Origin of the sequence: Desulfovibrio desulfuricans, assembly GCF_004801255.1 — a bacterium.
Taxonomy (GTDB): domain Bacteria; phylum Desulfobacterota; class Desulfovibrionia; order Desulfovibrionales; family Desulfovibrionaceae; genus Desulfovibrio; species Desulfovibrio desulfuricans_C.
On record NZ_CP036295.1, the window covers coordinates 3,118,336 to 3,138,179 of the forward strand.

Consider the following 19,844-nt stretch of genomic DNA (forward strand, 5'->3'; position numbering starts at 1 on the left):
GAAGAGAATTGAACTCTTGACCTCTTGAATGCCATACTAAGGCATCATGCCCCAAGCCTTACACCGCCAATAAAATCAGGCTATTAAATGTATATTTTTCGTCCGTTTTGATACATTTCGATACATTTTGTATATCCCAATCAGATTTCATGCGTAAGGATTTCAAGCACTTCTTTGTCCTCAATGCCCAGGTATCGCATGGTGACACTAGGGGATGAATGGTTGAACCTTTTGCAGATCAGCTCAAAACCCACACCCAATTTTGTCCTCTGAATATAGCCGAAGGTTTTTCTAAGGGAATGTGCGCCATAATTGCCTTCAAGGTTTATGGTTTTGCACCACTCCTTAATCATGCGGTTAACGGTCATAATCGCAAGAGGCTTCTGGTGGCCTCTTCGGGATTGAAATAGGTAATCATCATCAGGGGACGCCATGCCTCGCCCTTGTGAAGGCCTAGTTGAACGGCAGCCCAAGAACAGCCAGAAGCAACCAGCAGAATATAAAGGCATGATACAGAGCGGCGATCATAAACATCAGGCAAAGGGGAACCTTGATTAACAGCCTGGCATTGCCTTGCAGCCTGAATACAAACAGATACAGCAACAATAAACAGATAAATGAGAATATAGCCCCTTGTATGGAAATGAGCAGTGTGCCGGCGGTCCATCGTGGCAGCCATCCAAGACCAGCCATATCGATGAGATACCGATCATCAACAACTGTATCGGCGCAACATAAAAGCAGGGTTACAACATACAGCCACAAGTTCTTTTCCATTTTAAACAGCGTCAGGCAAACAATCATTCCAACAGCGCCCACGGCCATGACAATAGCGGAGGTGTGCTCCTGCACAAAAAGCAACCAGCCCAGACATGCAAAAAGCAGCGTAATAACAACAGGCCAGTGTGCCTGCCAACAGGCTGAAATTTTGGCTTTTATACTTGCAGATGTTGGGCGTGTCATTATTTATCCTGAATTTAGGATGCTTGCTGAGCGTGGCAGCAAACAAAAAAGGGCCGAAATCTTAATTTTGGGGGAAAGCGGTATTTATGTCTTTATGCCGCCCATGTGCGCAGCACTTAATAGGCTGAAAAGTATACAATTTAAAATGGAAACGAGATCTATTCTTGGTCCACCAGGGCACAAAAGACTACTGAAGCCTTTCAGTCTTACATAATCATCAGCTTCTGCTATATTTCCGCCAAAACATCCAAGGAGGAAATATGCCAGGGAATAATTTCAGTTTCCAGCACAGGGGGCAGGAGGTTTCAAACCAACCGCGCTTGAGCAATGGGCAGTTCACCTTTTCAGATTCCGTGACCGCAACGAGTGTGGCTTCCCAAGGGCAGCAAGCACTTGAGGCAGTCATGCCCGTTCATCGGAATGCACCGCTTGAGCAACGCATGTACCCATCCAGCATTGCTGACATTGTAAAAAAACATGCCCATGGCGATCATTCAACCTTGCAGCCGTATTCTGAAGACCCTGAAGCAAAAGTTCCTTACTATCGTATGGGAGTGAGACCGCTTGAATCTCGCGCTCTATCACGTCGATACGGAGAAAGAGTCCCTGGGGCTGACCTTCATGTTGAACACATGCACTTTGTTGGCAGTGACGGCAGCAATTTTGGGCTGACATTTGGTGGTATATTTTCTGAATCGATGCAAGATTTAACAAACTATCAGGTCGAAGCCCCAAAGTATCGTAAGGAATACATAGACAGGGCAAAGATTGAAGTCTACCGAAAATGGGAAGAAAGAAAAATTTTAGAGCGATTCAGCCAGGATTATAACCCCTTTACATACAACATACTGACGCATAACTGCCAACAGTACTTTGCGGAAGTTCTCCAGCAAGCACAGGAATATGATACACCCGCAAAGCCGCTCGTTCTGTACTGAAGAAATGAACATCCTGCAGACCTTAATCGGTCAGCGCTGTCCGAGGAAATCTAGCCAACTCCCCCTTGCAGGGCAATGAAAATATCTATTTTAGCATGACGCAAAACACGTAATACGCCAAAAACCCCCGACCATTTTTCAATGATCGGGGGTTTTGATTACCTATCTGGTGGAGCTGAAGAGAATTGAACTGACGACCTCTTGAATGCCATACTAAGGCATCATGCCCCAAACCTTACACCGCCAATAAAATCAGGCTATTAAATGTATATTTTTTGTCCGTTTTGATACATTTCGATACATTTTGTATATCCCAATCAGATTTCATGTGTAAGGATTTCAAGCACTTCCTTGTCCTCAATGCCCAGGAGGTAACGCATGGCGGCAACAGGGGATGCAAGGTTTAACCTTCTGCAGATCAGCTCAAAACCCACGCCCAATTTGTCCTCTCAATGTACCCGCAGGTTTTTCCTGGTGAGCGTGCGCCTGACGACCTTTACAGTTCAGGTTTTGCACCACGCCTTGCTTCTGCTGTTTACGGTCACAACCAAACACAAAAGTGCAAGGGGCTTGCCCCGCGTCCGCATTATGCGGCATTTTGCAAAAATCGTTAAATATCAGACCCATATTTACACATATTAATTTACTATGTCTCTTTTTTATTGCAAAAGCTCGACTTGCTGTCGCACATGCTATATATCGAGCATGTTTTAAAATATGTGCGTTTTTAAAAGGAAAGCAATAATGAACAAATATAACATCGCGCTCGCAATGGTTTTTTTGCTGCTCACTGCCTGCGGCGTCATGGAAACATTCTATTCAGACACCATGTGGGCGCCCAAATCCGCGCCGAGCATGGGCGGCCACTATCCCGAAATGCGGGACAATGCCCGACGCTGCAATAATGGATTTTATACCGGCATGAGTGCCAAAAATATTGACCCACGCATGAGCCAACGCTGTGAAAAGCTGGATGACGGCAACTCTTTATGCGCAGTTGAAGCCGTCGATACGCGCTATGAAACAGAACGGCGGCAAGAGTATGACTCCGTTGAAAAGAAGTACGTCACGAGGTATGTTACTGTAACACATTACTATGTATTTATGATAAACACATACATCAACGACAAGGGCATCATCTACGACTGCCGGGCAGAGAACGCGCAGTACTGGTGGTCCAAGCCAGAAAGCCCCAAGCCGGGCTCCCTGGCCGACAGACTGCCCAAGAATTAGGGGGAGTGATGCGTTATCCTTTTTTTGCATGCCTGCTGATTCTGCTGCTGTTGCCCGCCTGCGTCTATCTGCAGCGGCCCCTGTGGCGGCCTGAAGCTCTCAGCCCCATAGAGGCCACGCACGAGCAGGGCGTCAACATGCTAAACACCTGCACGTCGCACGGGTACAAGGGGCAGGCTTTCGCCTCGCTGGCAGAAAGCAAAAACGCCCAGTGTCAGCCCAGTGGTTCAGGGCAGGAGTGCGCCCTGCTGGTGGTGTACCCCGAAAGCCGCATCTTTTCTTTTGCTGATGCCCGCCGGTACACCGCCACGGTGCAGGCCAAAACATTGTTCAACATGATGGTGGATGGCGCTGGCAACATAAAGCAGTGCAGAGCTGAAACGGAATAGGGGAAAATACCATGCTCAAATACCTTGTAATGGCGGCGCTGTTTTGCATGTTGCCCGGCTGCGTTGAAAGTACCCTGCCGCCCCCGCCGCCCCCCATGCCTTTTACTGTGGTGTGGGCTCCGGATGAAGCCCCTGCCGTGCAGGTTGCGGCAAAGGCCCTGCAGCCCCTGATCGCCGACTGCAACGGCGGAAGGCTTGAAGGCAAAAAAATCAGGGACACCAGCTTGCCGCAAATGACCTTTTTCAGCAAAACGCTGGAAAATGGCAAAACCCTGCAGGCTGCAAAGCTGTATTATTTGGAGCAGACCGACGTGGAATTTACCACGGCGGCCATGTTCAACCTGACTGTGGCCAAAAACGGCGAAATTCTGGATTGTTCGGCTGAAAAGGTCATTTATCGCAGCAAATAGCCGGGTACGTTCAGCATCTTGCGTGGCAGCGGTCACGAGCCTGCGCTGCTGAACGGCTCGCAACCTGCCGCAAAAACTGCCCGCCAAGCGGCCTTGCCCCGTAATGGTGCGGGGCCGCAAGAGCCATCGCACGTTTCCACAAGCTCCCCAAACGCAAAACCCCCGATCATCGCGAGATGGACGGGGGTTTTGCGTATCTGCTGGAGCTGAAGAAAATTGAACTCCTGCCATCCTGACTGCCATTCTACCTTCGCCCCCCGCCGCGTTTCGCTTCTGCCTGGCCTTGCGGGGTGCGCCGTTCGCGGATTTTTTTCACATTACAGCCGCTGGCAATCACGCGTTGAGCGACTTTTACGATGCGCGCAAAATGCCGCGCGTCAGCATTTTTCCACCCGCCGCGCAAATACGCTTGCCTATCCGCTGCGGTAAAAGTAATTATATTGCTTAAGGATACCGCACATGCTTGCGGCATCATCCTTGCCAGCGGGGGCCAGCGTATCCGCGTGGGTCGTTTGTTGTGTCGTACACTGACAACCCCGACGCGGTGCTTGCCGCTGTCATTGCCGTTTTTTGCAGCGTTTGCTGTCGCAGTCGTGCGCTGCCACCGCACTGTGCGGATTCCCTGTGTTGATGTGCAACCGAAACCGGGGGCAAGATGCAAAAAATTCGTCTTATAACCGCGTGCATGCTGCTGGCGCTTGTGTGTCAGCCCGCTTTGGGGCAGGAACCGCCCGCTCCTCTGGCGCAGACCGCCATACCCGGCCCCGCCGCCGGTACGCTCATGACGCCAGCATACGTGCAGGCGATCGGGCGGTTGTCCTACCTTTTTGGCTATCCGCTGGTTAACGTCTACAACCGCTACAGAAAACTGGAGAGCGTCGCTGCCAAGTCGGGCGGCAAAACGTTTTGGGCCGAGGGGGTTCGCCCCACCGCACCGATAAACCACCTGTGCATGCTGACAGACTACATCAAGCCCACGGCCAATACCGTGTCATGCCCCAATCAGGATGTTGTTTACGGCGCGGGGTACTTTGGCCTGACCGACGGGGCCGTGGTGCTGCAGATTCCCGACTTTGGCGACCGCTTCTGGATATACGCCCTGTACGACGCCCGTACGGATGAGTTTGGCGCGCTGGGCAAGCCCTACGGCACGAAGCCCGGTTTTTACCTCATTGCGGGGCCCGGCTGGCACGGCGAACCCCCTGCGGGCATCACGGCCGTGCTGCGCTCGCCGACAGAGCAGGGCTTTGTGCTGCCGCGTATTTTTAAAGAAGACTCGGCGGACGACACAAAAGCCGTGCAGCCGCTGCTCAACCAGATCATGATGTACCCCTTGCTGGAGTATACCGGCAAGATGCAGACCACCGACTGGAGCAAAACCCCATCCACGCTGCCGGCCACTGTGCCGGGGCCGGCGGGGGAAGCACCCCACGTTGATCCACTGCATTTTTACGAGCAACTGCCCGCAGCGCTCAGGCTTGTTCCCCCTCTGCCGGGCGAGGAGAGCCTCTACGCGCTCATAGACTCGGTTTTTCAGGCAGCCGCAGAGCAGCCTGATGTCAAGGAAGCCCTGGTGGCCTCGTTTGTCTGCGCAAACAAGGAACTTATAGAGCCTTTGCTGCAGTGGAAGTATAACGGCAGACCGACCGAAAACGGCTGGAATTCGCCTGTCAACGGGGCGGCCTGGGGTACGGATTACCTCATGCGCGCGGCCACGGCCAAATCAAATATCTACGAAAACAGATCAGCCGAGACAAAGTACTTTTTTCGCGATCTGGACAGCAACGGCAAAACGCTGCACGGCGGCAACCAGTACAGCCTCACCTTTGCCAAGGGGCAGCTGCCGCCCACCAGGGGCTTTTGGTCCATAACCCTGTACAACAAGTATCACCTGTTTAACGCCAATGCCCTCAACCGCTTTTCACTGGGCACAAAAAGCCGGGACATGCAGTTTAACGCCGACGGCTCGCTGACAATATACTTCGGCAGCCAGTCGCCCGGCCCGGAGCATGAGAGCAACTGGCTGCCCGCGCCTGCGGGGCCGTTTTCGCTCTACATCCGCACCTACTGGCCGGAGCAGACGATTCTTGACGGCGTCTGGTCGCCCCCGGCGGTGAAAAAACTGTAACGCGCCCTTGTGTGCGCAGATATGGATGCCAAAGGGGGCCGGGGCTGCATGGCTTCGGCCCCCCCCGCGACCGTGCAGCGTGCGCGGCAACAGTGCTGCGGCGAACGTGCGGCGTGCGCGGCGGCAGTGCGGCGGCTGTGCGGGGGGGCGTCAGGGCGGCTTGCCTGCGGCGTAATCCGCAAGGCCGCGCCGGGGTGCGATTGCCGAAAGGCTATAATGTTGATGCGAAACCTGATATAGCCCGTGGATGCTTTTTAGGACGCTCCATCAATTGGGCAAAACTTTTGTTCACGCAAATTTTGCAGAGGCCACATGCGCAAAATATTTTTCCCTCTCTGTCTGTTATTGTTAATGATCATCTGCGGCTGCAACAGCAAGAGCGACTGGCAGGACGCGCCGACACAGATTGAGGTGGTGGCGTCGGGCACCACGGGCACGCTCGTGGTGTATGCCAATGCCAACGGCAAGCGCGAAGAGCTGCTGCGCACAGATGCCTATGTGGGCAAAAACGGCTGCAGTACAGAAAAACGCGAAGGCGACGGCAAAACCCCCGTAGGCGTGTACGAGATACGGCGTGGCTTTGGCCTGGCCATGCCCCCCGCCGTAAACATAGCCTACACCCAGCTGACGGGCGGCGAGCAGTGGGTGGATGACGCAGCCTCTACCCGCTACAACCAGTGGGTAACAAAAGATACCACCCCTGTGGACTGGAACTCAGCCGAGGATCTGCCCAAGGAGACCGTCGCCTACAGGTATGTTGCCGTTGTTGAGTACAATACCGCCAATATCGTCAAGGGCGCGGGCTCGGCAATTTTTCTGCACTGCTCGCTGGGCAGGCCCACCTCTGGCTGCATAAGCGTTTCAGAAGAATCCATGAGCAAAATTCTGGGGCTGATAAAGCCCGGTACGCGCATAGCCATTGCCCGGTCTGACGCCGAGCTGAAAAGCATTGCAAAGTAGCCTGCGGGCGGCCCGCAAGCCCCGCTGACGGGCCTGACAGCTGGCCCAACGCCGGGCATGGTCGCTCGTAAACGGCGCGGCCAGGGCCTTACCTGACGCATCCATGCAATAACAAGGCGGGGTGCTGACGCGGCAAATGCCTTGCGTCAGTACCCCGCCTTATGTTGACCGCAGCCCGCAGGCGCGATCAGGCAAATTTCAGCCCGATGACCCCGGCGATGATCAGCCCGGCGGAGACCATGCGCATGGGCGTAGCCGCATCGCCAAAGGCCGCAATGCCCACCACAAACGTGCCTACCGCGCCTATGCCCGTCCACACCGCATAGGCCGTGCCCATGGGAATTTCGCGTTGCGCCATAAGCAGCAGCAACCCGCTGCACAAGATGCAGGCGATGGCAAAAAAGAGCCACAACGCGCGGATGCCCTCTTCCGTCCAGCCCAGTTTAAGGCCGATGGGCCAGCCAATTTCAAGAAAGCCCGCCAGAACAAGGTACACCCACGCCATAACTTTCAGCCTTTTTACGGGTTAACTGTCACAAGCCGCAACGGGCTGCCGCCGCCAGTTTGCCGCCGCAACTCACACCGCCCAGCCGCATGCGGCGGCATGGCGCAAGGTTAATGCCCTGAGGCGTGGCGCTTGCGGGCGCTACTGCACTTCTTCGTCAGTGGCGGAATCAAGCAGCGTGGCGATATCCCAGTATGCTGTCTCCGATTTGGAAAGCGACCTGTTGACGGTGACGGTTTTTTGCCGCGCCAGATCAAACATGCGCAGAGGCTTGACGCCGTGCTCGCAGTCGCGCACCAGCAACACGCGCGGCAGCGAGGGCGCGAGCGGGTCAGAATGGCACACAATGCCTTTTTGCCCGTTGGAGAGCACCACCGCCGTACCAATGGGAAAAATGCCCACCATCTTGATAAAATGCTCGGCATAGCCTGGGGCCCAGGCGTTTTCGCCCATTTTAAACAGCGTGCCCAGGGCGTGCTTGGGGTGGATGGCGTCTTTGTACACCCGCTTGGAGGCCAGCGCGTCATAAACATCGCAGATGGAAATAATGCGCCCGTGCAGCCCGATCTGGTCGCCGGACAGGCCAAAGGGATACCCTGTGCCGTCGTGCCTTTCGTGGTGCTGCAAAATGGCGGCAAGTACCTCATGCGAAAATTTGCCCGAGCCTTTCAGCTTTTCGTAACCGAGCACCACATGCGTATGCATGATTTCCATTTCGCCCGGGCTGAGCCTGCGCGGCGCATTGAGAATGTTTGTCGGCAACAGCGCCTTGCCGTAGTCGTGAAACAGCGCGGCAAGACCGATCTGCCGCAGTTCATCGCCTTCCATGCCCAGATACTGCGCAAACGCCACAGAAAAAATGGCCACATTTACGCTGTGGCGGTACATGTAGTCGTCCAGACTCTTTAAATTTGCAAGCAAAAGCAACGCGTTGCGGTTACGGGCAACGCTTTTCATGATTGCGTTGAGGCAGGGCTCCACAGCTGTAACCTCAACCTTGCCGCTGGCCGCTCCCTGCATAAACGACTTTACATGCCCGTATGCGGATGAAAAAGCCCCGCGCGCGGCGTAAATTTCGTCCGAAAGCGGCGTCTGGGGAGTGGGCAGTTCCACCGCCTGGCACTGAAACTGCGAGCGAAGGGGATCGTAGTAGGCCTCGGCAAAGCCCTGACGGGCTATATCCCTGATTTCGGCCTGCGAGGTGATCAGGCCTTCCCGCTGGTAGAGGTTGGGTTCTTCAATCCAGGAAATGCCGTAGTTTACTACAAACATTCCGGGCTTGAGGCGGGCTATGGAAATGCGCACTGATGCCATGCCGGTTGTCGCTTCACATATAAGGTTATGGGCAATAAACGCTCATGCAGGGCGCAGCAGCAGTATAAAAACGCACGCGCGCAGCAGCTGTCGGCAAACCAGAGACCATGAGCTAGTAACCAACAAAATCAATTATCACTATTGTTGTCAATACGCTCAAAAATCAATGCATTTTCGCGGGCTGCAGGCCCCCCGGCCGAAAGGGGCCAAAATCTTTTGCTCCAGAGCCAAAATGCCGCCTGCGGTGCGCATGCGCGCGGCGGGCAACAGGGCAAAAATACGGGCGGGGCGCTTCGATCACAATGGATGTCGGCAGCCCCGCGCGCGGGGCCACGGTTTCCTTTTGCCACGCGGCCCGTGATTTGCTGCTTTTCACACCTGGCATCAACAACGGAATCCGCACTGGCGATTTGCGTAAACGCAAAATCTCCCGCGTCAAATATCCAAGCCGGGACAAGCCATCCAAATCAATGAATCCAGGACCGGAAAGACCAACACCCTTTATATAAACAGAGCGGTCTACAAGGCCCCCAGAGAACATCTGTAGGCATCTGGAGGCATCTAACCATTATGAATGAGATTACCTATTCCAATCCCGAAGAGGCCACCAGAAGCCTCTTACGATCATGACCGTAAATCGCATGATTAAGGAGTGGTGCAAAACCATAAACCTTGAAGGCAATTATGGCGCACATTCCCTTAGAAAAACCTTCGGATACATTCAGAGGACAAAATTTGGTGTGGGTTTTGAGCTAATCTGCAAAAGGTTCAACCATTCATCCCCTAGTGTCACCATGCGATACCTGGGCATTGAGGATAAGGAAGTGCTTGAAATCCTTACCCATGAAATCTGATTGGGATATACAAAATGTATCGAAATGTATCAAAATGGACGAAAAATATACATTTAATAGCCTGATTTTGTTGGCTGTGTAAGGTTTGGCGCATGATGCCTTAGTATGGCATTCAAGAGGTCAAGAGTTCAATTCTCTTCAGCTCCACCAGATAGGTAATCAAAACCCCCGATCATTGAAAAATGGTCGGGGGTTTTTTTTGCGTGCTTGTCCGCTGTTTATCTTTTGCGCATCTGTAATTGGGGAAAGTTTTTGTAGCATTTTTATCGCTGACACATTGATCAAAATGAGTTTTAAAATATACATTTGAATACAGGGAAGTTATGGCCCTTCATAATAAGAAATTAGACTTGGCTCATTTTGAGTCCCTGCCATCCTGCGCACCACAAAATCTTCCAAATATTTTTCAGGATTAACCAGATCAGAATCCACAAGGATAAGCTGTAATTTGCCTGCACATTGTTTTGCTATTCTGTAAATTTCTGAATACAATGAAGCAACTAGCTTTGGATCTTCATACTCACTAATATTTTTCGTTGGACCATCAATAATCAAAACATTAGGGACTGGGAGGTTATTTCTAATTGCGATTATATGAAGAGACAACGCATAACAAACATTAAAAAGTGTTTTTTTTCCTAAGCTTCCACATTCCCAAAAGCTCCATTCAATATCGCCATGATATACGTATGGTTTCCATGTTCTTGTATCTATTGAAACTGTATCACCTTCCGAAACTCCAGGAAAATTTACAGCTAACAATATGCGTTTAAATTCATTTGCTATTGCAATTGTGTTCATATCTGCATGATTTAATGCCTCCCTTTCTTTTTTGACTGAAAATTTTAAAGCATCAATATATTTTTCCAGCCTATTTGCCTCTTCTTCGAGACTATTAACATCTGAAGAAAGTTTTAAAAACTTATTTAAATTGTTAATCCGTTCTTTTAATGTCGCAATGTTTCTTTCAGCAATCTTCATCGCCTCAACAAGTGATGTGTCATATTGATCAAGATCATGTTGGAGTTGCGCATCAAGCAAACGCTTTTGCTCAGTTTTAATTTTTAAAGACCTGTGAAGTTTCTTTAAAATTATGTCACGCTCCTTGATTAATTCACCTATTTGATCAATCCTATCATTAAGATCTCGCCGTACGCATTCAATCTCTTGAGATTCCATTTCATTGTACTGCGCGGTTGAGATCTGCCCACAAAGCACGCACTGGTCAGTACTTTCTCGGGCAGGCAAAGCCTCTCCACATTTTGGACAGCGCATGAAATCTACATCATTGAGGACAGCACTCGCTATCTCAAGTCGATGCGCTTTGGTTTTTGTCATAATTAATTCAGCCCGAAGAGCTTTCTGTTCTTCGATTGCTCTCCCGAGGTCAAGAATCGCAGTTCGAGTTGATTCAACCTCATCTCCGAGACGTCTTAGTTTTACGCGTAAGGAGTCTGTTGGATGTTTTTGGACAGTTCTATTTATTTCAAGATTTTTAAGGGTATTACCTTCAAGCAATAGTGCTTTCTTTGACTTATCAATTTCATTTAACAGGTCATCCGAGGAGCCAAACTCAAATCCCTGCATGAAATTTCGAATTTCATTTGCAGTATTTCTTTTTGTTCGCTGCTCATCAACAGCAGAAAAAAGTTCGTTCTCAGCTTTAGTAAGCCGTTCTGAATATAAACCAGTAAAAAATTTTAACGCATCCTTACTTTTCCTTTCTTTAAATGGGTGCCCAAATCTAAAAAATGAGGAATCTAAATCTGACTGATTTAAATAACAATACCACCATATATCTCTAAAGCTCAATCTAATTAACGGAGAGTCAGGATCACGACTTCTTTTTTTTACCTTTATTGGTGTAATGTCACACAAGTAAAAAAGTAAATCACTAAGATTATAAACATCAGCATCAATTATTTTTATCTCAGAAGGACTTATTGGGGCCAATACGGATTCGCGTGTCTCATTAGATCTGTTCCAAGTAATTCTTACATACTCCTTATCAAAAGCAGATCTTTCAATAACACAATTATAACTGCCGATATCAACAAAGAGTTCTGTAGAAATAAATTCCTGTTGAATTGCAGGTGTTCTCTCTAAATCTCCCCCGAAACAATAGTCTATAAGTCGTAAAACAGTAGATTTTCCCTTTGATATTGGGCCATATATAAACGTCAATGTTTTTCCAAAGATCACACTTTCGGTTGTTTTCTTGGTTCTAATAAGTAGCTGTTTAATCTTAATATTCATATTGTGATCTCTGCGTTGTGCTTAAACGATAAAATTTCTGGAAAAATTTCAAATAAAAATTTAGTCAGATTGGCGCTAGTATAGTTAAAATTTTTGCAGACCAACTCTGATCTAATTTTATAGGGTAAAAACTCTTCATACCGTGAAAAACTTGCTGCCGTCTCCATACCCAAGGGAGTGCACATAATAACAACTTTTTTCTCGTTAGTTAAAACTGATACTAACCCTTTGGCGATCAGTACATTGAGAAAATTTCTATACCTATGATCCCAAGGGCCGAATCGATATCGAACCATAGCTGATTCGACACATTGCTTCTCATAATCTTCAATGTGTAAGTGCTTTGAAGATTTGCCTCTGACGAGCAACGCTTTCGCCAATAATGTTGGATAGCGCACAAAAAAATCTAATTTTGCAAGCTTAGATAGCCCGTCAATTCTCTCAGATTGCTTTTCAAACTCTGCTATAAGAATTATCAATCTAGCCAAATGAAGGCTATATGCTGACTCTATATCTACAACTTTCTTTACGATATCTATCATTCGTCTTTCCAGGGTGTTTCATTGCTCCATTGGACTTTGCATCTTGCAGTTAATGAATAGGCAAAACCTTCCAAATGTTCTTGCGAGCACTCACACAACGTAGAATGATCCTCACGCCGTTTTCGAAAATTTTTTCGCAACGAATCAAGCATTTCTTTGCCAAATTTTTTGTCGCTATTTTTTGTTTCTTCAAAAGCGGAAGCGGCATCTGACAGTACTAAAGTTTGAATATGGTCATATTTATCAATCCCCTTCTCATCTCCGTACTTTTTCGACCAAACAATCCCTAGATACTCGGCCTTATCCCTTAGGTTTAAAGCTGAATTTCTAGACACTGCCGAGAAGCCGCCTGCATCAAGTTTTTTACACAATAAATCATCGTTTCCTGCGTAAAAGCCCTCAAAACAATTTTTGTCACCAGCAAGCAAAAGAGGTGCATTCATAGAACTGTTGAGAAGATCGAGTAATTTTTCTTTTGTGATCCTCTTGCCTTCAATTCTTCGTTTGGCCATCTCTTCTTTCGCTTCAATTCCAGATAGATATGAAAATGAATCGCTTTCACTGACTAGAGTTGATGCTTCCATACAGTAATTAATTAAGCACTTTGCAGCAGTTTGAACCACAGCGTATGAACACTCATTTGCTTCTGCCCACGTATGAGTCAAACTTGCAACTAATTTAAGATCTATGTCATTTAATTTAGGAAGGGAATCTTCAGCTTTTGTTTTTTGTAAGGTTATAAATGCGGATTCAGAAGGTACATTTGCAATTCCAGCAATTTTATCGACAAAAGTTTTCGAAGTCTTTTTTAATTCATAATACGTTCTACTATGCGAAATATCGTCTAGAACATATACAATATTTTTACCGTTCTTATTATTTTGCTGAAATATATGATTAGTTAAAAATAGAAATTGAATAAAGAAATCTTGAAATTTAATATCCAGTTGAACAAATCGCACACATGACTTTATGAATTGTTCGTCCTGAGTAGTCCAAGCAGGCTGAGTTGAAGCCCTCGTCTTGACTTGAACTCCAGTAAACAACCCACTTACATGCTTTATGAGCGTATCTTCATGCTGTTCACAAAATACTTCCAAAAAATCGCGCGTGTCATCTAACAGAGAGCATGCTAAAATTGCTGAGTAGGTCCACTGATACCGGTAGCGATGCCCTGTTTCATCCCCGGGGTCATTGCTTGATACGACTTGGTCTGGGGGAAGCGCCTTGGATTTCGGCATATTCGTCACTTAGGGTTTGTTTTATGGAAATGACAAAACTCAATTTTTTTATATATGGCGATAAATATTTATCATTCCGCAAATAACAATTCAAGTAATTGTCAATCTGATTGGCCTCATAAGATTTGTCCTAATTTCCTCCTAACCCTCGACTCATTTTGATCAATGTGTCAGCGATAAAAATGCTACAAAAACTTTCCCCAATTACAGATGCGCAAAAGATAAACAGCGGACAAGCACGCAAAAAAAACCCCCGACCATTTTTCAATGATCGGGGGTTTTGATTACCTATCTGGTGGAGCTGAAGAGAATTGAACTCTTGACCTCTTGAATGCCATTCAAGCGCTCTCCCAACTGAGCTACAGCCCCACGGCGAAAAGCAGAATGACCAAAAAGGGCCTAACTGTCAATACAATTTTGCAATTTTTTTTTCAGCGGCCATTTTTTGCGGCATTTGCGCCGCTGTTTTTGCTATTTCGGCTCCGCAGCCAGTTTGGCCAGTTCCGCGCCAATGTTCTGCAGCGCGCCCTTGAGCACCTCGTCGCCCACGGCGTACGAAAAGCGGATACACTTGTCGTCGCCAAAGGCCGCGCCCGGCACAACGGCCACATGGGCCTTGTCGAGCAGCAGGGTGCACAGCTCGGTCGAGTTTTTCACGCTGCCGCCGTAGCATCTGGACACGTCCAAAAAGAGATAGAACGCGCCGTCGGGCTTGGGGCAGATGGCAAAGGGCCAGCCCTCAATGATCTTCATGGCCAGGTCGCGCCGCCGCACAAAGGCCTCGCGCATTTTGTCCACGCACTCCATGGAGCCGGTCAGGGCGGCAAGGCCCGCCTTTTGCGCGATGGAGCAGATGTTTGACGTGCTGTGCCCCTGCATGGCCGAGATCTTTTTGATCAGGGTGGGGTGCGCGGCCAAAAAGCCCACGCGCCAGCCCGTCATGGCGTAGCTTTTGGACAGTCCGTTGAGCACGGCCACCTGCTCGGGATACCTGGCAAACCAGCTGATGGCGCTGGTCATCTTGGCCGGGGCGAAAACAAGCTGGTCGTAAATTTCGTCAGAGAGCACAAACAGCCCGCGCGCGATGGCCCAATCCATAATGGCCGTAAACTCGGCCTCGGTGTAGACCGCGCCGGTGGGGTTGCTGGGCGAGTTAAGGATAAGCAGTTTGGTCTTGTCGGTGGTGTGCGCCTCAAGCATGGCGGGCGTCACTTTAAAGCCCTGCTCCGGCCCGGCCAGCACCGGCACGGGGGTTGCGCCGGTCAGCATGACCATGTCGGGGTAGCTGAGCCAGTATGGGGCAGGCACAAGAACCTCGTCGCCGGGGTTGAGCGTGGCCTGCATGAAATTATAGAGGCAGTGCTTGCCGCCCGCGCCGATGACAATGGATTCCATGGCGACCGGCACGCCGTAAGTTTTTTCAAAATACGCGCCCGCAGCCTTGCGTAGTTCGGGAATGCCCGGCACGGCGGTATAACGGCAAAAATTGTCGTCAATGGCCGCTTTGGCCGCATCGCAAACATGTTTGGGCGTCGGAAAGTCCGGTTCGCCCACGGCAAGACTGGTTACGGCAATGCCCTGGGCCTTGAGCTCAAGGGCGCGACTGTTGACACTGAGTGTCAGAGAAGGTTTGATGCTGCTCAGACGGTCTGAAATCTGCATGAGGGGGCTCCTTGGCGTATGCAACGCACCCGTAAACGGCAGGTGGACTCACAAACTGGCTGTTTTTAGCAGCTTCATACCGGGGTGTAAATGCGCTCTGACAGCAAACATGCGGGTTTTACCCCGCCCGCCGCAACCACGCCAGCCCCGCTGCTGCCCTTGCCGCCCTGCTGCATTACGGCGGCCTTTGTGCAGCGCCGCAAACGCTTCAGCGTGCTTTTGCAGCACGAGAGCGCAGACCTGTGGGTGCACAGCAACAATTCGGGCAGCATGCTTGGGCTGTGCCTGCCGGGCGCGCCTGTGCTCGCATCCCCGGCCAGCAACCCCGCCCGCAAGCTCAAATATACGCAGGAATGCGTGTGGCTGGCCCACCGGGCCGTGCCGCAATCCTCGCCTGCGGCCCGCGCTGGCGGCTTTTGGGTGGGGGTAAACACCAGCACGCCCAACCGCATGCTTGAGGCGGCCTTTCACGCTGGCCGTCTGCCCTTTGCGCAGGGCTACACCACACTTGCGCGCGAGGCCAAACGCGGCCAAAGCCGTCTGGACGGCCTGCTCACCGGCCCCGGCCTGCCGCCCCTGTGGGTCGAGTGCAAAAACGTCACCATGGTCGAGGACGATGCCGCGTGCTTTCCTGATGCGGCCAGCGAGCGCGGGCAAAAACACCTGCGCGAGCTTATGGATGTTGTGGCCTGCGGCGAGCGGGCAGCCATGTTCTATCTGGTGCAGCGGCCCGACGGCGCGTGCTTTGCCCCGGCGGATTTTATCGACCCCGCATACGCCGGTCTGTTTTATCAGGCACTGCACGCCGGGGTGGAGATGTACCCCTTCCGCGCCCTGGTCAGCCCGGCGGGCATTGATCTGGGGGCGCTGCTGCCCGTGCGGCCCCAGCCGCCAGCGTTGCCCTGAGCGCAACAACGCCCATGTGCGTTACGCACACTTCGCTCAATAATTTTATACTATAATTACAGCATTATATATTAATTACGCACATTTTCGCACCCGCATGCGGGCGTGACTTTGCGGCAGCGGCAGGATGGCACAGCTCCACCCTGCCGCTGCCGTTTTTTGCCTGCTGCAACCAGACTTTCCCCATAACCATAAGCTGGCCCAAAGCTGGCCAACATCAGGCCCGGGCCAAACCAAGTACAGGCCCAGTGCAGACCCAGTACCGGCCAGTGCAGAGCCAGTGCAAACTGGCCGAACGCTGGCGCTGGCACAGCAAAAAACCTGCGCACGGACAAGGCCAGCCGCCGCACCGTAACTTGTTCAAAACAAATTCAAAAACAACAGCTAGTTATTCAAGTTGCGCACAATAGCAACGTGCCCATTTTTTGTTTGCGCACAGTGGCGACAGTGCGCAGGCATCCCCGCCCTGACGGACGCAAGCATTGGCAAACCTCAACATACGCACACGCAGCATCAATGATTATTTTTTATTTTAAGCATGTTATCTTATTTATGCACATTGCGCCCAAGGCTTAGCGCACACGCACGCACACAAGTGACGCGGACGCAAAAAAAGGCCGCCCAGTGGACGGCCTCAAATGACGACAGTCAGATATTTCAGGCGGCTACAGGCAGCCCTCCAGCTTCAACAGGGCTTCCTTTATGGGCAGCCCGCCGCCGTAGCCCACCATACTGCCGTCCGCGCCGACAACACGGTGACAGGGAATAAACACGGCAATAGGGTTGCGGTTGTTGGCCATGCCCACAGCGCGAAACCCCCTGGGGCTGTCGACGGCCTCGGCAATCTGCCGGTAGCTGCGGGTCTGACCGTAAGGGATCTGCAACAGGGCATCCCACACCTTGCGCTGAAAGGGCGTGCCCTCCGGAGCAAGGGGCAGGTCAAAACTTTCGCGCGTTCCTGCCAGATATTCTTCCAGTTGCTTGAAGGCCCGCTGCAAAAGTGGGGTCTGCTGCTCTACGGCCCCCCCCAGCGGTTCAAGGGGGGCCTTTGGCCCCAGATCAAGCCGCACGAGGCTCTGCCCGCGCTCCACAATGCGCACCGTGCCTATCAGCGAAACCTCGCACGTCAGCGCATACGCGGGCGGGTCCACATGCGGAGGTTCGGCCTTTTGTCTGCTGCTCATGCTTTCCCTTCCTTCTTAACGGTCACGGGCTTCAACGCGTAGGCAAAAATCGCACCCACTACGGAAAGCGCCGCCAGCGACTGAAAGGTGGCGGCCATGCCGTAGTTGTCGGCGATCCAGCCGAGCAGGGGCGCCACCACACCGCCAAGGCTTGTGGCCAGCCCAAGGGTAATGCCCGAGGCAAAGCCGATGTTTTTGGCCAGATACTGCTGGCCCAGCACCACCTGCGCGCTGAAGGGCGCGTACAGCACAAAGCCCAGCAGGGGCAGCAAGGCCCAGGCCGCGTACAGATTCTGGCTCAGGCTAAAGCCCGCCACCACCGGCGGCATGAGGGCAAACACCACGCGGATGACGGTGCGGTAGCCAAATTTGTCAGAAAGCATGCCGCCAAAAACGTTGCTGACAACCCCGCACACGCTAAAAAATGTCAGCGCAATCGCCCCCGTAGCCGTGGACTGCCCAAAGGCGCTCACCCAGTAGAGCGGAATAAACGTGTTAAAGCCCACAAAGGTGATGGAACGGGTCACTATGGAAACCGTCAGCTTTAAAAATTCGCGCCAGTTGTTTTCAGCGGGGGTTTCGCCCTCCGCTCCCAGGGCAAGCCCGGCCTTGCCTGCGGCAGCGGTCTTTTTGGTCGCCCCCATGCGGGCGATGGACCACACGAGCGTACCCGCCGTCATGACGGCCAGCACGGCAAAAATGGTTGTTCCCGGCAGGCCGAAGGCCCCAAGGCAGGCGGTAGCCAGCAGCGGCCCCAGCACAAAGCCCCCGTTGCCGCCAATGGAAAACAGGCTCATGCCCGTGCCCTTGTTCTGCCCCGAAACCGCGTTGGCAAAGCGCGCGCCTTCAGGGTGAAACAGCGCCGCGCCCACGCCGCTGAGACCGATGGCCGCAAAAATGCCCCAGTAGCCGGGCATCCAGCCAATGGCGGCGAGGCCGCAGCCAGCCAGCAGCACGCCCACGGGGATAAACCAGGGTTTGGAAAGCCGGTCTGAAAGCAGGCCGAACAGCGGCTGAATCATGGAAGACAGGCAGGCATAGGCAAACATGAGCCCGCCTGTGGCCTGATAACTCAGGTCGTATGCCGCCCGCAAAAACGGCAGTATGGCGGGCAGCGCCCCGCCGTTGATGTCGCACGACAAATGCCCCAACGACACGAGGAGTATTTTCTTTTTGTCCATTGCGGCACGCTACACCAATGTTTTGCCAAATCCAAGCCGCGCGCGGGGGTGCGCAACTGCGACTCTTCATTTTTTTGCCGCCTTGCGCTACGTTGCGCACATCGCAGCCTGCTGCGCACTTTTTTCAGGAACAGCCATGACGACATCCCCTTCCCATACGTTGCCCAAGGTGGCGCTTATCGCCACTGGCGGCACTATTGCGGGCGTGGCCCCCACGCCGCTCGAACAGATCAGCTATCAGGCTGGCGTACTCACCGTCGACCGCATGCTTGAGACCCTGCCCGGCATCGAGGGCGTGGCCCGCATCGCCAGCGTGCAGTGCGGCAACCTGCCCAGTGAAAACATCACCCCCGAGCATTGGGCCCTGCTGGGCAGGCAGTGCGCGCAGGTGCTGCAAGACCCCGAAATCTGCGGCGTAGTGCTGACCCACGGCACAGATACGCTTGAAGAATCAGCCTTCTACCTGCACCTTACCCTTGCCAGCCAAAAGCCCGTTGTGCTCACCGGCTCCATGCGCCCGTCCACCTCGCTGAGCGCCGACGGCCCCATCAATATCCGCGATGCCGTGGCCGTGGCGGCCTGCCCCCAGGCGCAGGGACGCGGCGCGCTGCTGGTCATGAACAGCCGCGTGCTGTCGGCCCGCACGGCGGTTAAGGTTGCCACCCTTGATGTGGAGGCCTTTCGCGCGCTGGAATCGGGCTGCCTTGGCCGCGTTATCAACGGCGAGCCGCAGTTCTATTACGGCGGGGAGGAAACCCCCGCCCTCGCCGGTACGTTTGCCGGGCTGGCGGGCGTCAGCGATCTGCCGCGCGTGGATGTTGTTTACGGTTGCGCGGGCATGCCCGTTGATCTTGTGTGCTACTCCATGCAGCGCAGCGCGGGCATTGTGCTGGCAGGCATGGGCAACGGCTCCATGCCCGATGCCGTGCGTCACGAGCTGCGGCAGGCCATTGCCGGGGGCATACCCGTCATACGCTGCAGCCGCACCGGCTCCGGCCCGGTGACGCCCCTTGACGAATATGAGGGCTTTGTGCCCGGCGGCATGCTTTCGCCCGCCAAGGCCCGCGTGCTGCTCATGCTGGCCCTGGAGCAGCAAAAAGACTCCGAGTCCGCGCAGCGCATGCTTGCGGTGCGCGAAGTTTTTGCCCTTGGGGGCAAGCTGTAGGCTGGCCGCCCTT

17 protein-coding genes, 1 tRNA gene and 2 pseudogenes are annotated in these 19,844 nt (G+C 52.4%); 9 read left to right on the plus strand and 11 right to left on the minus strand.

Annotated features, from left to right (window positions below; all coding sequences use genetic code 11):
• Positions 1–140 precede the first annotated feature (140 nt).
• Both DDIC_RS13140 and DDIC_RS13145 read right to left on the minus strand, forming a co-directional pair.
• Positions 141–422 (minus strand): annotated as a pseudogene (locus tag DDIC_RS13140) (tyrosine-type recombinase/integrase); the annotation flags it as partial.
• A 31-nt stretch (positions 423–453) separates the two neighbouring features.
• Complete coding sequence (locus DDIC_RS13145; protein WP_136400857.1) at positions 454–963, minus strand: hypothetical protein; 510 nt, start codon at positions 961–963, stop codon at positions 454–456.
• A gap of 260 nt (positions 964–1,223) precedes the next feature.
• Here DDIC_RS13145 and DDIC_RS13150 point away from each other — a divergent pair, with 260 nt between their 5' ends.
• The 6 genes from DDIC_RS13150 (at position 1,224) to DDIC_RS13180 (ending at position 7,021) form a co-directional block, all read left to right on the plus strand.
• A complete protein-coding gene (locus DDIC_RS13150) occupies positions 1,224–1,901 on the plus strand; it encodes a hypothetical protein (RefSeq protein ID WP_136400858.1) in 678 nt (225 codons plus the stop codon).
• A gap of 744 nt (positions 1,902–2,645) precedes the next feature.
• Positions 2,646–3,134, plus strand: a complete 489-nt coding sequence (locus tag DDIC_RS13160) for a hypothetical protein (RefSeq protein WP_136400859.1) — start codon at positions 2,646–2,648, stop codon at positions 3,132–3,134.
• Positions 3,135–3,142: 8 nt separating this feature from the next.
• Positions 3,143–3,523, plus strand: a complete 381-nt coding sequence (locus DDIC_RS13165) for a hypothetical protein (protein WP_136400860.1) — start codon at positions 3,143–3,145, stop codon at positions 3,521–3,523.
• 11 nt (positions 3,524–3,534) lie between these two features.
• Entirely contained in the window at positions 3,535–3,933 is a 399-nt protein-coding gene (locus DDIC_RS13170; protein WP_136400861.1) for a hypothetical protein, read from the plus strand.
• 655 nt (positions 3,934–4,588) lie between these two features.
• Positions 4,589–6,061: a DUF1254 domain-containing protein gene (locus DDIC_RS13175; RefSeq protein WP_136400862.1), complete on the plus strand. Its 1,473-nt coding sequence runs from the start codon at positions 4,589–4,591 to the stop codon at positions 6,059–6,061.
• A gap of 312 nt (positions 6,062–6,373) precedes the next feature.
• The gene (locus DDIC_RS13180; RefSeq protein WP_136400863.1) at positions 6,374–7,021 is read left to right on the plus strand and encodes a L,D-transpeptidase family protein; all 648 of its coding nucleotides are present in this window, start codon (positions 6,374–6,376) and stop codon (positions 7,019–7,021) included.
• A 187-nt stretch (positions 7,022–7,208) separates the two neighbouring features.
• Here DDIC_RS13180 and DDIC_RS13185 read toward each other — a convergent pair whose 3' ends face one another.
• Both DDIC_RS13185 and DDIC_RS13190 read right to left on the minus strand, forming a co-directional pair.
• On the minus strand, positions 7,209–7,526 hold the full coding sequence (locus DDIC_RS13185; protein ID WP_136400864.1) for a DMT family transporter: 318 nt from the start codon (positions 7,524–7,526) through the stop codon (positions 7,209–7,211).
• Positions 7,527–7,667: 141 nt separating this feature from the next.
• On the minus strand, positions 7,668–8,840 hold the full coding sequence (locus tag DDIC_RS13190; protein ID WP_136400865.1) for an HD-GYP domain-containing protein: 1,173 nt from the start codon (positions 8,838–8,840) through the stop codon (positions 7,668–7,670).
• 590 nt (positions 8,841–9,430) lie between these two features.
• On the opposite strand from DDIC_RS13190, the pseudogene DDIC_RS14010 reads away from it, so the two are divergent.
• Positions 9,431–9,694: pseudogene (locus tag DDIC_RS14010) on the plus strand (tyrosine-type recombinase/integrase); the annotation flags it as partial.
• Positions 9,695–10,015: 321 nt separating this feature from the next.
• Here DDIC_RS14010 and DDIC_RS13200 read toward each other — a convergent pair.
• The 5 genes from DDIC_RS13200 to DDIC_RS13220 form a co-directional block, all read right to left on the minus strand.
• The gene (locus tag DDIC_RS13200; protein ID WP_136400866.1) at positions 10,016–11,950 is read right to left on the minus strand and encodes an AAA family ATPase; all 1,935 of its coding nucleotides are present in this window, start codon (positions 11,948–11,950) and stop codon (positions 10,016–10,018) included.
• Complete coding sequence (locus tag DDIC_RS13205) at positions 11,947–12,492, minus strand: hypothetical protein (protein ID WP_136400867.1); 546 nt, start codon at positions 12,490–12,492, stop codon at positions 11,947–11,949. The genes DDIC_RS13200 and DDIC_RS13205 overlap by 4 nt, the downstream gene beginning before the upstream one ends.
• Entirely contained in the window at positions 12,489–13,733 is a 1,245-nt protein-coding gene (locus tag DDIC_RS13210; RefSeq protein WP_136400868.1) for a dsDNA nuclease domain-containing protein, read from the minus strand. The genes DDIC_RS13205 and DDIC_RS13210 overlap by 4 nt, the downstream gene beginning before the upstream one ends.
• Before the next feature lie 293 nt (positions 13,734–14,026).
• Positions 14,027–14,102: transfer RNA gene (locus DDIC_RS13215), tRNA-Ala, on the minus strand.
• Positions 14,103–14,204: 102 nt separating this feature from the next.
• On the minus strand, positions 14,205–15,395 hold the full coding sequence (locus tag DDIC_RS13220) for a pyridoxal phosphate-dependent aminotransferase (protein ID WP_136400869.1): 1,191 nt from the start codon (positions 15,393–15,395) through the stop codon (positions 14,205–14,207).
• 90 nt (positions 15,396–15,485) lie between these two features.
• Between DDIC_RS13220 and sfsA the strand changes: the two genes are divergently transcribed.
• Positions 15,486–16,301: a DNA/RNA nuclease SfsA gene (gene sfsA, locus DDIC_RS13225; protein ID WP_136400870.1), complete on the plus strand. Its 816-nt coding sequence runs from the start codon at positions 15,486–15,488 to the stop codon at positions 16,299–16,301.
• A 665-nt stretch (positions 16,302–16,966) separates the two neighbouring features.
• On the opposite strand, the gene DDIC_RS13230 is transcribed toward sfsA, so the two are convergent.
• Both DDIC_RS13230 and DDIC_RS13235 read right to left on the minus strand, forming a co-directional pair.
• Positions 16,967–17,485, minus strand: coding sequence for a methylated-DNA--[protein]-cysteine S-methyltransferase (locus DDIC_RS13230; RefSeq protein WP_136400871.1), 519 nt, complete (start codon positions 17,483–17,485; stop codon positions 16,967–16,969).
• Entirely contained in the window at positions 17,482–18,666 is a 1,185-nt protein-coding gene (locus DDIC_RS13235) for an MFS transporter (protein WP_136400872.1), read from the minus strand. Before DDIC_RS13235 ends, DDIC_RS13230 begins: the two co-directional genes overlap by 4 nt.
• A gap of 136 nt (positions 18,667–18,802) precedes the next feature.
• Between DDIC_RS13235 and DDIC_RS13240 the strand changes: the two genes are divergently transcribed.
• A complete protein-coding gene (locus DDIC_RS13240) occupies positions 18,803–19,831 on the plus strand; it encodes an asparaginase (protein WP_168732568.1) in 1,029 nt (342 codons plus the stop codon).
• The last annotated feature ends 13 nt before the right edge of the window (positions 19,832–19,844 follow it).